Source organism: Pseudomonas ulcerans, assembly GCF_036324125.1.
GTDB lineage: Bacteria > Pseudomonadota > Gammaproteobacteria > Pseudomonadales > Pseudomonadaceae > Aquipseudomonas > Aquipseudomonas ulcerans.
On record NZ_JAZDQN010000056.1, the window covers coordinates 22,538 to 36,407 of the forward strand.

The following is a 13,870-nucleotide window of genomic DNA, read 5'->3' on the forward strand; positions in this document are numbered from 1 at the left end:
CAGACTTGTCGGCAGTTTACGCCATGCGCGCTGCCGAACAAAGTCCTACCAATTGTGTCGGGCAATCAAGCTTCAAGTTTTGAGCTTGAAGCTTGCCGCTTGTGGCTTCAGAGGTTCTCGTAGCGATTCATGTCCAGCACCCCCGCCTCCACCGGATCGGTCTCCTGGATATAGCGGTTCAGGTCATGGAAGTACTGCCAGAACTGCGGATGACTGCGCCGCACGCCCCAGCGCATGATGATGCGCTCGAAGCGGTCCTTGTCGTCCCGCGCCGCTTCCAGGTCCTCGACGAATTCCGGTACATCGCTGGCCGGCACGTTGAACATGAAGTTCGGATAGCTGCTCAGCACGCCGGGCACCAGGGTCAAGGTATCCAACCCCGGCTGGTAGCGGTACGCCTCGCCGAGCATGAAGGCCACGTTGCTGTGCGCCCGGTTGCGCAGCAGGCTGTAGACCTGGCGCTTGCCGCCCTGCCCCTCGATGCGCAGCATGGTCGCCTCGGGCAACTGGTTGATCACCTTCAACCCCGCCGCCGGCCGCGACGCCAGGCGACTCAGTGACTGCTCCACATCGCGGAACTCCTCGCTCATCTGCGGTCGCGAGCAATAGGCCCCGGTACAGCGGTTGATCGGGTCCGGCGCCGCGTTAAGGCTGCCGCTGCGCTCGATCAGCTTGAGGCCGAAGTCACGCACCGGATGGTGCAGGTCGAGCTTCAGCGCGCTCGGCGTGCTGGTGTCGATCTCCTCGTAGTCCATCCACATCTTCACCTTGCCGCTGTTCTGGTACCAGTTGCTCAGTACCGCGCCACGCTTGCTGGCCGGCATCAGGCGCAGGAAGTTGACCTCGGCGCCGTTGCGGATCAGGTCGAAGTACAGCCGCGTCTGCGCCTGGTGCGAGACGTTGCCGTACACGTCGAAGTTGACCGCCAGCTGATAGTAGGTGCGCTCGAACAACGGGTAGTCGAACAACCACATGGTCAGCGGCACGTCGCCGATCAGACCCTTGGTCACCGAGGCGCTGTCGAAGTGGCGGAAGATGGTCAGCAGCGCGTTGTCGTTGCCGGCCCACAGGGTCGACCAGCTCGGCGGCGGCAGGTCGGCATAGGTATCGCGACGCAGGCTCTCGTACTCGTTGCGCTTGTCGCGATAGGCGTGCCAGAGGCTGAGGATGCTGCCAACGTCGTCGATCTGTCCGGGCATCGCCAGCAAAGGCGTGGCTTCGGCGCGGTAGACGGCATCCGTGACATAGCGGTCGTGGGCCGGCTCCTGGAACAGCGCCCAGAAGTTGTCGCGGATCACGTCGGTGGCGATCTGGCCGCGGCATACCGGGCCGCGAATGAAGGTACGGACGAAATACTCGGCGTTATCCAGCATGAACTGGTAGCGCGCCACCGCCGGGATCGCCTCGAAGGTTTCGAACGGGTTGGCCCTGTGCCGCGGGCCGTAGCCCGGCAGGGTCTGCGCATGCCAGTCGCCGCTGTAGAACAGTTGCTTGACCCGCTTGAGCTTCTGCGGGCCCATCGGGTAGGTGATGTGGGTCTTGTGCACGATCACGCCCTGCACCGGCATCAGGCGGTAATAGAAGTCGGTGCCCGGCGGGTCGTTGGGGCGCCGCGTGGCGATCACGTCGATGGGCTGGCCACTGGGCGTGCGCGAGCGCACCCACTGGAAGAAATGCCCCGGCTCGCCGCCGACGAAATGGATGTGGGCAAGGAACAGGTGCTCGTACAGCCAGCGCCCCACCAGCGCCTCGGTGGAACCCGGACGGTTGAGCAGCGCCTCCCAGTCGGCGATCTGCGCCGCTTCGGCCGCGCTCGGGCGCACCGGATCCTGCTCCACCGGCGCGCCCTGGGCCAGCCAGCGTTGCAAGGTCTGGTACTGGGCATCGGTCAGGCCGGTGACCGCCAGCGGCATGCCTTCCTGCGGATGAGCCTTGGCATAGGCATCGAACTCGCCGGGCAGCGGGCACATGTTGTCGCGGTTGAGGCCGAGGACGATGTTGTCGGGAATCTTCGCGTTGGGCACCAAGGGCTTGGCATGCCCCAGTTCCAGCATGCGCGCCATCAGCGCAGCCTGGCTGCCACGGCCGTCGAGTACCGAACTGAAGCCGAGCTTCTGCCAGGCCGCCGGGCCGCTGGCGTCGTAGAACAGCCGGGTCGGCGTCACCGCCTGGCTGCGGTCGCCCTGGTAAACCGGCACCTTCGAGGCACCGCGGCTCGCGCCCTCGGCGCTGCCCAGGTTGAGCTGGCAGGCCGCGTCGTTGCAGGCGTGGCAGGCCACGCACTTCTCGGTGAAGATCGGCTGGATGTCCCGGGTGTAGGAAATCGTCGGGGTGTTCTGAGGGGCTTGCCCTAGCGCCGCACTACTGATGAGCAGAGCGAAGGCGCCGGCAATCAAGCGATGCACCATGTGCCGTATGTCCTGGTTCCAAAAGGCTTTTCACGATTCTACTGGTGGGCCGCGGTGCCAACATGAATGAAATTCATGTAAATGTGCGGCGCGTCTAAAAAGCGCGCAGCTTTGTTATCATCCCGCCACTTTCGTCTTTGTCTGACCCAGGTAGTTCCAATGTCTGACCGCAGCGCTCGTTTCCAAGCACTTCAGCAAGCACTCAAAGAGCGCATCCTGATTCTAGATGGCGGCATGGGTACTATGATCCAAAGCTACCGTCTGGAGGAAGGCGACTATCGTGGCACGCGCTTCGCCGACTGGCCAAGCGACGTCAAGGGCAACAACGACCTGCTCCTGCTGAGCCGGCCGGACGTGATCGCCGCGATCGAGAAGGCCTACCTGGACGCCGGCGCCGACATCCTCGAAACCAACACCTTCAACGCCACCCGCATCTCCCAGGCCGACTACGACATGGAAGAGCTGGTGTACGAGCTCAACGTCGAGGGCGCGCGCATCGCCCGCCAGGTAGCCGACGCCAAGACCCTGGAAACCCCCGACCGTCCGCGTTTCGTCGCCGGCGTGCTCGGCCCGACCAGCCGCACCTGCTCGATCTCCCCGGACGTCAACGACCCCGGCTACCGCAACGTGACCTTCGACGAACTGGTAGAGAACTACATCGAGGCCACCCGCGGCCTGATCGAGGGCGGCGCCGACCTGATCCTGATCGAGACCATCTTCGACACCCTCAACGCCAAGGCGGCGATCTTCGCCGTGCAGCAGGTGTTCGAGGACGACGGCGTCGAGTTGCCGATCATGATCTCGGGCACCATCACCGACGCCTCCGGCCGCACCCTGTCGGGCCAGACCACCGAGGCGTTCTGGAACTCGGTGCGCCACGCCAAGCCGATTTCCGTGGGCCTGAACTGCGCTCTCGGCGCCAAGGACCTGCGCCCGTACCTGGAAGAACTGTCGAACAAGGCCGGCACCCACGTCTCCGCGCACCCCAACGCCGGCCTGCCCAACGCCTTCGGCGAGTACGACGAGACCCCGGCGGAAATGGCCGTGGTGGTCGAGGAGTTCGCCGCCAGCGGCTTCCTCAACATCATCGGCGGTTGCTGCGGTACCACCCCGGGGCATATCCAGGCGATCGCCGAAGCGGTAGCCAAGTACAAGCCACGGGCCATTCCGGACATCGCACCGGCCTGTCGCCTGTCGGGCCTGGAGCCGTTCACCATCGACCGCGACTCGCTGTTCGTCAACGTCGGCGAGCGCACCAACATCACAGGTTCAGCCAAGTTCGCCCGGCTGATCCGCGAGGAAAACTACACCGAGGCCCTGGAAGTCGCCCTGCAGCAGGTCGAGGCCGGCGCCCAGGTGATCGACATCAACATGGACGAAGGGATGCTCGATTCCCAGGCGGCCATGGTGCGTTTCCTCAACCTCATCGCTGGTGAACCGGACATTTCCCGGGTGCCGATCATGATCGACTCCTCCAAGTGGGAAGTGATCGAGGCTGGCCTGAAGTGCATCCAGGGCAAGGGCATCGTCAACTCGATCTCGATGAAGGAAGGCGTCGAGGCCTTCAAGCATCACGCCAAGCTGTGCAAGCGCTACGGCGCCGCCGTGGTGGTGATGGCCTTCGACGAGGTCGGCCAGGCCGACACCGCCGCGCGCAAGAAGGAAATCTGCCAGCGCAGCTACGACATCCTGGTCAACGAAGTGGGCTTCCCGCCGGAAGACATCATCTTCGACCCGAACATCTTCGCCGTGGCCACCGGCATCGAGGAACACAACAACTACGCCGTGGACTTCATCGAAGCCTGCGCCTACATCCGCGACCACCTGCCCTACGCCCTGTCGTCGGGCGGCGTGTCCAACGTGTCGTTCTCGTTCCGTGGCAACAACCCGGTGCGCGAGGCGATCCACTCGGTCTTCCTCTATCACGCCATCCAGAACGGCCTGACCATGGGTATCGTCAACGCCGGCCAGCTGGAGATCTACGACGAGATCCCCGCCGCGCTGCGGGAGAAGGTCGAGGACGTGGTGCTCAACCGCACCCCGGAAGGCACCGACGCCCTGCTGGCGATCGCCGACGACTACCGTGGCGGCGGCGCGGCCAAGGAAGTGGAAACCGAGGAATGGCGTTCCCTGCCGGTGGAAAAACGCCTGGAGCACGCGCTGGTCAAGGGCATCACTGCCTTTATCGTCGAAGACACCGAAGAATGCCGGCAGCAGTGCGCGCGACCGATCGAGGTGATCGAAGGCCCGCTGATGAACGGGATGAACGTGGTCGGTGACCTGTTCGGTGCGGGCAAGATGTTCCTGCCGCAGGTGGTCAAGTCCGCCCGTGTGATGAAACAGGCCGTCGCGCACCTGATTCCGTTCATCGAAGCCGAGAAAGGCGACAAGCCGGAAGCCAAGGGCAAGATCCTCATGGCCACGGTGAAAGGTGACGTGCACGACATCGGCAAGAACATCGTCGGCGTGGTCCTGGGCTGTAACGGCTACGACATCGTCGACCTCGGCGTGATGGTGCCGGCGGAGAAGATCCTCCAGGTCGCCCGCGAAGAGAAATGCGACATCATCGGCCTGTCCGGACTGATCACTCCGTCGCTGGACGAGATGGTCCACGTCGCCCGGGAAATGCAGCGCCAGGACTTCCACCTGCCGCTGATGATCGGCGGCGCCACCACCTCCAAGGCCCACACGGCGGTGAAGATCGAGCCGCGCTACAGCAACGATGCGGTGGTCTACGTCACCGACGCCTCGCGGGCCGTAGGCGTGGCCACGCAATTGCTGTCCAAGGAGCTCAAGCCGGGCTTCGTCGAGAAGACCCGCGCCGAGTACGTCGAGGTGCGCGAGCGCACCGCCAACCGCAGCGCCCGCACCGAGCGCCTGAGCTATGCCCGGGCCATTGCCGCCAAGCCGCAATACGACTGGGCCGGCTACCAGGCAGTGGTACCGTCGTTCACCGGCGTGAAAGTGCTGGAGAATATCGACCTCAAGGTGCTGGCCGAGTACATCGACTGGACTCCGTTCTTCATCTCCTGGGACCTGGCCGGCAAGTTCCCGCGCATCCTCACCGACGAAGTGGTGGGTGAAGCGGCGACCGCGCTGTATGCCGATGCGCAGCAGATGCTGGCCAAGCTGATCGACGAAAAACTCATCAGCGCCCGCGCGGTGTTCGGCTTCTGGCCGGCCAACCAGGTGGCGGACGACGATATCGAGGTCTACGGTGCCGACGGCCAGCCGCTGGCGCGCCTGCACCACCTGCGCCAGCAGACCATCAAGCCGGACAACAAGCCCAACTTCTCCCTGGCCGACTTCGTCGCGCCGAAGGACAGCGGCATCACCGACTACGTTGGCGGCTTCATCACCACCGCCGGCATCGGCGCCGAGGAAGTGGCCAAGGCCTATCAGGAAAAGGGCGACGACTACAGCTCGATCATGGTCAAGGCCCTCGCCGACCGCCTGGCCGAAGCCTGCGCCGAGTGGCTGCACGAGCAGGTGCGCAAGGAGCACTGGGGCTACGCGAAGGACGAGCACCTGGACAACGAGGCGCTGATCAAGGAGCAGTACTCGGGCATCCGCCCTGCCCCGGGCTACCCGGCATGCCCGGATCACACCGAGAAGGAAACCCTGTTCCGCCTGCTGGACGGTACCGAGATCGGCGAGACCGGGCCGAGCGGCGTATTCCTCACCGAACACTTCGCCATGTTCCCGGCGGCGGCGGTCAGCGGCTGGTACTTCGCCCATCCGCAAGCGCAGTACTTCGCGGTGGGCAAGGTGGAGAAGGACCAGATCGAGAGCTACAGCGCACGCAAGGGCCAGGATATCGCGGTGAGCGAGCGCTGGCTGGCGCCGAACCTTGGGTACGAGAACTGATCTCTCCATAGCTGCTGATGGCCTCATCGCGGGTGAACCCGCTCCTACAGGATCTGCATAGTCCTTGTAGGAGCGGGTTCACCCACGATAGGGCCGGAACGGGCAACCTCACGCCCAGAGGCTAAACTCTCCGGCACACCGCCCCCGGAGAGTCCCGCCATGGAAGAACCTCAAGGCAAGCCCCCGACCTTCTGGCAACTCCTGCACAGCATCCTGGCCGCCGCCTTCGGCGTGCAGTCGGGCAAGAACCGCGCCCGCGACTTCACCCACGGCAAGCCCTCGCACTTCATCGCCATGGGCACCGCCTTCACCCTGGTGTTCATCCTCGTGCTCTACGGCCTGGTCCAGCTCGCCCTGCACCTCACCGCCCGCTGAGTCCACGCCCGCAAACGAAAACCGCCCGCGGGGTCCATGCCGCGGGCGGTTTCGGTTCAGGTCACGGTTTTGCTGCTGCTCAGTCTGGGTGATCCATCACTGGTGACTGACCCAGTACACGGCGGTCACGACCACGAGCACGATCAGGCAGAGAATTGCCCAAGCGTCCACACTGCTGTCCGTCTTGCCGGTTTTGGTCGGGTTTCCCATTGCATCGCCTCTTGTTGTAGTGGTTATGGGAATGCACACCTCCAGCAGTTAAGTCCAGCAATGCCCATTGCTCAAGCAGGGATATTTACCGCTCGGCGGACGGCGAGTCGTCCTACAAACGCTAGCCAGTCTCACTTAGTCCAAAACGATCTTTTCATATGCAAAAACATCACTTTTTCACATAAATACAAACTGCTATCTTTCCCCGGCTCCGCATCCGGAGTGCGCGGCCGTGCGCGCGATTAGCTGCAAGCAGCTTGAGAACAGGACCCCTATGTACGTATACGACGAGTACGATCAGCGGATCATCGAGGACCGCGTCAAGCAGTTCCGGGATCAGACCCGCCGCTATCTGGCCGGAGAGCTGAGCGAAGAAGAATTCCGCCCTCTGCGACTGCAGAATGGCCTCTATATCCAACGTTTTGCCCCGATGCTGCGAGTCGCCGTGCCCTATGGCCAGCTGACCGCGCGCCAGACCCGCATGCTGGCGAAGATCGCTCGCGACTACGACAAGGGCTACGCGCACATCAGTACCCGGCAGAACGTCCAGTACAACTGGCCGGCCCTGGAAGACATCCCGGAAATCCTTGCCGAGCTGGCCACCGTGCAGATGCACGCGATCCAGACCAGCGGCAACTGCCTGCGCAACGTCACCACCGACCAGTTCGCCGGCGTCGCCGCCGATGAGCTGATCGACCCGCGCCCGTGGTGCGAGATCGTCCGCCAGTGGACCACCTTCCACCCGGAATTCGCCTACCTGCCGCGCAAGTTCAAGATCGCCATCAACGGCTCGAAGAGCGACCGTGCGGCCATCGAGGTGCACGATATCGGCCTGGAGCCGGTGCACAACGAGGCCGGCGAGCTGGGCTTCCGTGTCCTGGTGGGTGGCGGCCTGGGCCGTACCCCGGTGGTCGGTGCCTTCATCAACGAGTTCCTGCCGTGGCAGGACCTGCTCAGCTACCTCGACGCCATCCTGCGCGTGTACAACCGTTACGGTCGCCGTGACAACAAGTACAAGGCGCGGATCAAGATCCTGGTCAAGGCCCTCACGCCTGAAGTCTTCGCCGAGAAGGTCGAGGCCGAGATGGTCCACCTGCGCGGCGGCAGCACGACCCTGACCGAAGCCGAAGTGCAGCGCGTCGCCAAGCACTTCGTCGACCCGGACTACAAGGCCCTGGACAACCTCGACGCACAACTGGCGGACCTCGACCAGCAGCACCCGGGCTTCGCCCGCTGGCGTGTGCGCAACACCCTGGCGCACAAGAAGCCGGGCTACGTGGCCGTGACCCTGTCGCTCAAGCCCACCGGCGTCGCCCCGGGCGACCTGACCGACAAGCAACTGGACAAGGTCGCCGACCTCGCCGAGCGCTACAGCTTCGGCCAGCTGCGCACCTCCCACGAGCAGAACATCATCCTCGCCGACGTCGAGCAGTCGCAACTGCACGCCCTCTGGCTGGAACTGCGCGAACACGGCTTCGCCACCCCGAACATCGGCCTGCTGACCGACATCATCTGCTGCCCTGGCGGTGATTTCTGCTCCCTGGCCAACGCCAAGTCGATCCCGATCGCCGAATCCATCCAGCGCCGCTTCGACGACCTGGACTACCTGTTCGACATCGGCGAACTGGACCTGAACATCTCGGGCTGCATGAACGCCTGCGGTCACCACCACGTCGGCCACATCGGCATCCTCGGCGTGGACAAGAAAGGCGAGGAGTTCTACCAGGTCTCCCTGGGTGGCAGCGCCAGCCGCGACGCCAGCCTCGGCAAGATCCTCGGCCCGTCCTTCGCCCAGGACGCCATGCCGGACGTGATCGAGAAGCTGATCGCCGTCTACGTTGAAAAACGGACCGAAGACGAGCGCTTCATCGACACCTACCAGCGTATCGGCATCGATCCCTTCAAGGAGCGCGTCTATGCAGCGAATCATTAAGAACAACCAGATCGTCGACGAAACCTGGCACCTGCTGCCCAAGGAAGTCACCCTCGACGAGCTGACCAACTGCGACGACTACATCGTGCCGCTGCAACTCTGGCGCGAACATGGCCATGCCCTGAAAGCCCGTGATGGCGGCCTGGGCGTATGGCTGGACAGCGACGAAGAAGCCGAAGAAATCGGCGAGGACGTCGCCCACTTCCAGGTCATCGCCCTGAACTTCCCGGCCTTCACCGACGGGCGCAACTACTCCAATGCGCGCCTGCTGCGTGATCGCTACAAGTTCACCGGCGAGCTGCGGGCCATTGGCGACGTGCTGCGCGACCAGCTGTTCTACATGGCGCGCTGCGGCTTCGATGCGTTCGCCATCCGTGCCGACAAAAGCCCGGAAGAAGCGCTGGAAAGCCTGAAGGACTTCTCGGTGACCTACCAGGCCGCCACTGACGAGCCGCTGCCGCTGTTCCGCCGGCGCTGATCGACAGCTGAAATGAAAAAGCCCCGTCAACCTGACGGGGCTTTTTCGTACGCGCCCCCTGTGGGAGCGGGTTCACCCGCGATTACGGTAGTGAACCCACTGACGCCATCGCGGGTAAACCCGCTCCCACAGGGATCTGCGGCGCTATCGAGAGCTCTATTTCCAGCGGCTGATCCGACTCCAGATCCCCAGCACGGTATTCTCCACCGCTCCGCTGGCCGCCAGCCCCACCCGCTCCTGCAGGCTCTTGCGCTCGGCAAAATGCAGGTGATACAGGTTCGACTCCCGCGCCCGCTCGCTGAGGTACTCGTCACTGGTCTTCAGTTCGTCCACCAGTTGCTTGTTCAGCGCCGCCACACCCAGCCACACCTCGCCGGTCGCCACGTCGTCGATATGCAACTGCGGCCGGTAGCGCGAAACGAAGTCCTTGAACAGCTGGTGGGTCACGTCCAGGTCTTCCTGGAACTTCTCCCGGCCCTTCTCGGTGTTCTCGCCGAACACGGTCAGGGTCCGTTTGTACTCACCGGCGGTGAGCACCTCGAAGTCGATGTCGTGCTTCTTCAGCAGGCGATTGACGTTGGGCAATTGGGCCACCACGCCGATGGAGCCGAGGATGGCGAACGGCGCGCTGACGATGCGCTCGCCGATGCAGGCCATCATGTAGCCGCCGCTGGCCGCGACCTTGTCGATGCACACAGTCAGCGGCACCCCGGCCTGGCGGATCCGCGCCAGCTGCGAGGCGGCCAGGCCGTAGCTGTGGACCATGCCGCCGCCGCTCTCCAGGCGCAGCACCACTTCATCACGGGCAGTGGCGAGGCTGAGCAGCGCGGTGATCTCATGGCGCAGACTCTCCGTGGCCGAAGCCTTGATATCGCCGTCGAAATCCAGCACGAAGACCCGCGGCTTGTCGTCCGCCGGCGCCTTCTTCAGTTTCTTCTGCTCCTTCGCCTGCTGCTTGCGCAGGGCCTTGAGCTGGTGTTTCTCCAGCAAGCCGGACTCCAGGCGCTCGCGCAGGTCCTTGTAGAACTCATTGAGACGGGTGACCTGCAACTGCCCGCCGGCCTTGCGCCGGCCCTTGCCGCGCATGCCGGCGATGGCCGAGAGAACCACCAGCAACGCAATCACCAGGGTGGCGGTTTTGGCGAGAAAGCTTGCGTACTCTGCAAGAAACTCCACGATAACTCCTTACTGACCTGCGCCCTCATGGCGCGAAAACGATAGTGAAGCATACCGGCGGCAACCCGCCCCTGCCAGCGTAGGAAATGTCTGGCAGAACAGTTCAAACGCCCTTTTCAAACGCTTGTATGTTTTTTCGTTGACACTGGGTCGGTGGCGACCTAACCTCGCCCAATCCTTCTCACCCAGGCGTACGACGTGGGCAGCATCTACCTGATACGACATGGCCAGGCCTCCTTCGGTTGCGACGACTATGACGTCCTCTCGCCGATCGGCATGCGCCAGAGCGAAGCCCTCGGCGCGCACCTGGTCCAGCTTGGCGTGCAGTTCGACCGCTGCATCGCCGGCGACCTGCGCCGCCAGCAGGACACCGCACGCCTGGCCCTGCAAGCGATGCACGATGCCGGGGTCGCCGTCCCTGCGGTGGACACCGACGCCGCCTTCAACGAATTCGATGCCGACGCGGTGATCCGCGCCCTGCTCCCCGGCCTGCTGCCGGACGAACCCGAAGCCCTCAACATACTGCGCAACGCCCGCGAGCACCGCGCCGAATTCCAGCGCCTGTTCGCCCTGATCGTGCAGCGCTGGCACGGCGGCCAGCACGACCGCGACGGCCTGGAAAGCTGGGCGGCCTTCGTCCAGCGCACCGGCGCCGGCCTGCAGCGCGTGTTGGAGCAGGCTGCCGGCGGCGACAACATCGCCATCTTCACCTCGGGCGGGACCATCGCCGCCCTGCTCCACCGCATCACCGGCGTCAGCCCCAGCCAGGCCTTCGAGCTGAACTGGCAGATCATCAACACCTCGCTCAGCCAGCTCAGGTTCCGCGGCAGCGAGGTGACCCTGGCCTCCTTCAACAGCCAAGCCCATGTGCGGCTGCTGAGGGTGCCGGAACTCGTCACCTGGCGATGATTCCGGCGTACAACGACCCTGCGTCACCGAAAACCACTCAACAAGGAAAACACCATGAGCGATGTCGCCAAAGCAGTCGAAGCGATGAAAGCCAAGTTCAACCCAAGCGCCGCTGCCGGCCTGGACCTGGTCTTCGGTTTCAACATCACCGATGAAGACAAGCACTACGCCCTGATCGTCAAGGACGGCACCTGCGAAATCCAGGAAGGCGAAAACGCCGATGCCAACTGCACCCTGGTCCTGGACAGCGAAACCCTGAAAGGCATCGTCAGCGGCGAAACCGACGGCATGCAGGCCTTCATGGGCGGCAAGCTGCGCGTCGAAGGCGACATGATGCTGTCGATGAAGCTCAGCGAACTGTTCCCGGCGTAAGCGACACCGCCGTGGCGAAAAACCGAAGCCGGTCACCTGCTTCGGTTTTTTTTCGCCTGGCAAATGCGTGGCATCAGGTGCGTTGATCGACCGGCAACACCCGCGCCAATAAGGCATGACGGCGCTTGGCAGGTCCTGGCGCGAGAATTAGATTAGCCAATGTTCCATGGCTACCAAAATAAGGGAAAAGCATGACGCTCACCGATCAGTCCACCCAGGTCCGCCCCGGCGAGGAGCTCGATCCCGCCCTGATCGATCCGTACCTGAAAGCGCATATTCCAGGCTTGAGCGGCAGCCCCGCGATCAGCCAGTTCCCGGGCGGTGCCTCGAACCTGACCTACCTGGTGAGCTACCCGGAGCGCGAGTTCGTGCTGCGCCGCCCGCCGTTCGGCAGCAAGGCCAAGTCCGCCCATGACATGGGCCGCGAATTCCGCATCCTCAACCAGCTCAACGCCGGCTTCCCGTACTGCCCCAAGGCCTACGTGCACTGCACCGACGAGTCGCTGATCGGCGGCGAGTTCTACGTGATGGAGCGGGTCAACGGCATCATCCTGCGCTCCGACCTGCCGCCTGCACTGGGCCTGGACGCCGCGCGCACCGAAGCGCTGTGCAAGAGCTTCATCGACCGCCTGGTGGAGCTGCACCAGGTCGACTACACGGCCGTCGGCCTGGCCGACCTGGGCAAGCCCGAAGGCTACGTGCAGCGCCAGATCGAAGGTTGGGCCAGCCGCTACGACAAGGCCCTGACCCCTGACGCACCGCGCTGGGAAGCGGTGATCGCCTGGCTGCGCGAGAAGATGCCCGCGGACCATCACCGCCCGGGCATCATCCACAACGACTACCGCTTCGACAACGTCATCCTCGACGCCGACAACCCGATGCGCATCATCGGCATCCTCGACTGGGAGATGACCACCATCGGCGATCCGCTGATGGACCTGGGCAACACCCTGGCCTACTGGATCGAGGCGGACGACCCGGCACCAGTGCAACTGATGCGCCGCCAGCCGTCCAACGCCTCGGGCATGCTCAGCCGCCGCCAGTTCGTCGACTACTACGCCGAGCGTGCCGGGATAGAGATCGCCAACTTCGACTTCTACTACACCTACGGCCTGTTCCGCCTGGCCGGGATCGTCCAGCAGATCTACTACCGCTTCTTCCACGGCCAGACCCAGGACAAGCGCTTCGCCCAGTTCATCCACATGAACAAGCTGCTGGAGCACATGAGCCTGAAGGTCATCGACGCGTCCGCCCTCTGAACAACGACAACAAGGAATCCATCATGTCCAAGACCCAACTGTTCGACCTCGACGGCAAGATCGCCTTCGTTTCCGGGGCCAGCCGCGGCATCGGCGAAGCCATCGCCCACCTGCTGGCGCAGCAGGGTGCCCACGTGATCGTCTCCAGCCGCAAGCTGGACGGCTGCCAGCAAGTCGCCGAGTCCATCGTCGCCGCTGGCGGCAAGGCCACCGCGATTGCCTGCCATATCGGCGAGATGGAGCAGATCACAAGCGTGTTCGAACGGATCCGCGAGGAGTTCGGGCGCCTGGACATCCTGGTCAACAACGCCGCCACCAACCCGCAGTTCTGCAACGTGCTGGACACCGACCTGAGCGCCTTCCAGAAGACCGTGGACGTGAACATCCGCGGCTACTTCTTCATGTCGGTGGAAGCCGGCAAGCTGATGCGCGCCAACGGTGGCGGCAGCATCATCAACGTCGCCTCGATCAATGGCGTGTCGCCGGGAGTGTTCCAGGGCATCTACTCGGTGACCAAGGCCGCGGTGATCAACATGACCAAGGTCTTCGCCAAGGAATGCGCGGCCTTCGGCATCCGCTGCAACGCCCTGCTCCCGGGCCTGACCGACACCAAGTTCGCCTCGGCGCTGGTGAAGAACGACGCGATCCTGAATACCGCGCTGCAACAGATCCCGCTCAAGCGCGTGGCCGATCCGAAGGAAATGGCCGGGGCGGTGCTGTATCTGGCCAGTGATGCATCCAGCTACACCACCGGCGTGGCGCTGAATGTGGATGGTGGGTTCCTGTCCTGATTATCCATTGAATGCTCTGTATTTGTGGGAGCGGGGGGGCCCCCGGGGTGGGGGGTGGAGGGCCCATTTGCAAAGGGGGGGTTCCCCCGGCC

The 13,870-nt window shown here is 63.9% G+C and carries 10 protein-coding genes; 8 read left to right on the forward strand and 2 right to left on the reverse strand.

Going from position 1 to position 13,870, the window contains the following annotated elements:
- Window positions 1–107: 107 nt before the first annotated feature.
- Complete coding sequence (locus V0R59_RS28900; RefSeq protein WP_330077925.1) at window positions 108–2,408, reverse strand: fatty acid cis/trans isomerase; 2,301 nt, start codon at window positions 2,406–2,408, stop codon at window positions 108–110.
- A gap of 159 nt (window positions 2,409–2,567) precedes the next feature.
- On the opposite strand from V0R59_RS28900, the gene metH reads away from it, so the two are divergent.
- From metH to V0R59_RS28920, 4 genes are all read left to right on the forward strand, one after another.
- Window positions 2,568–6,275, forward strand: coding sequence for a methionine synthase (metH, locus tag V0R59_RS28905; protein ID WP_330077926.1), 3,708 nt, complete (start codon window positions 2,568–2,570; stop codon window positions 6,273–6,275).
- A 159-nt stretch (window positions 6,276–6,434) separates the two neighbouring features.
- A complete protein-coding gene (locus V0R59_RS28910) occupies window positions 6,435–6,650 on the forward strand; it encodes a DUF2970 domain-containing protein (protein ID WP_330077927.1) in 216 nt (71 codons plus the stop codon).
- A gap of 484 nt (window positions 6,651–7,134) precedes the next feature.
- A complete protein-coding gene (locus V0R59_RS28915) occupies window positions 7,135–8,793 on the forward strand; it encodes a nitrite/sulfite reductase (RefSeq protein ID WP_330077928.1) in 1,659 nt (552 codons plus the stop codon).
- Complete coding sequence (locus tag V0R59_RS28920; RefSeq protein ID WP_330077929.1) at window positions 8,777–9,271, forward strand: DUF934 domain-containing protein; 495 nt, start codon at window positions 8,777–8,779, stop codon at window positions 9,269–9,271. Before V0R59_RS28915 ends, V0R59_RS28920 begins: the two co-directional genes overlap by 17 nt.
- Window positions 9,272–9,427: 156 nt before the next feature.
- Here the strand turns inward: V0R59_RS28920 and sohB are convergent, their stop codons facing one another.
- The gene (gene sohB, locus V0R59_RS28925; protein WP_330077930.1) at window positions 9,428–10,447 is read right to left on the reverse strand and encodes a protease SohB; all 1,020 of its coding nucleotides are present in this window, start codon (window positions 10,445–10,447) and stop codon (window positions 9,428–9,430) included.
- Between the two features lie 198 nt (window positions 10,448–10,645).
- Here sohB and V0R59_RS28930 point away from each other — a divergent pair, with 198 nt between their 5' ends.
- The 4 genes from V0R59_RS28930 (at window position 10,646) to V0R59_RS28945 (ending at window position 13,778) form a co-directional block, all read left to right on the forward strand.
- Window positions 10,646–11,356, forward strand: coding sequence for a histidine phosphatase family protein (locus tag V0R59_RS28930; protein ID WP_330077931.1), 711 nt, complete (start codon window positions 10,646–10,648; stop codon window positions 11,354–11,356).
- Between the two features lie 54 nt (window positions 11,357–11,410).
- Complete coding sequence (locus V0R59_RS28935) at window positions 11,411–11,728, forward strand: SCP2 sterol-binding domain-containing protein (protein ID WP_330077932.1); 318 nt, start codon at window positions 11,411–11,413, stop codon at window positions 11,726–11,728.
- Window positions 11,729–11,919: 191 nt separating this feature from the next.
- Entirely contained in the window at window positions 11,920–12,987 is a 1,068-nt protein-coding gene (locus V0R59_RS28940) for a phosphotransferase family protein (RefSeq protein ID WP_330077933.1), read from the forward strand.
- Between the two features lie 23 nt (window positions 12,988–13,010).
- A complete protein-coding gene (locus V0R59_RS28945; protein ID WP_330077934.1) occupies window positions 13,011–13,778 on the forward strand; it encodes an SDR family oxidoreductase in 768 nt (255 codons plus the stop codon).
- The last annotated feature ends 92 nt before the right edge of the window (window positions 13,779–13,870 follow it).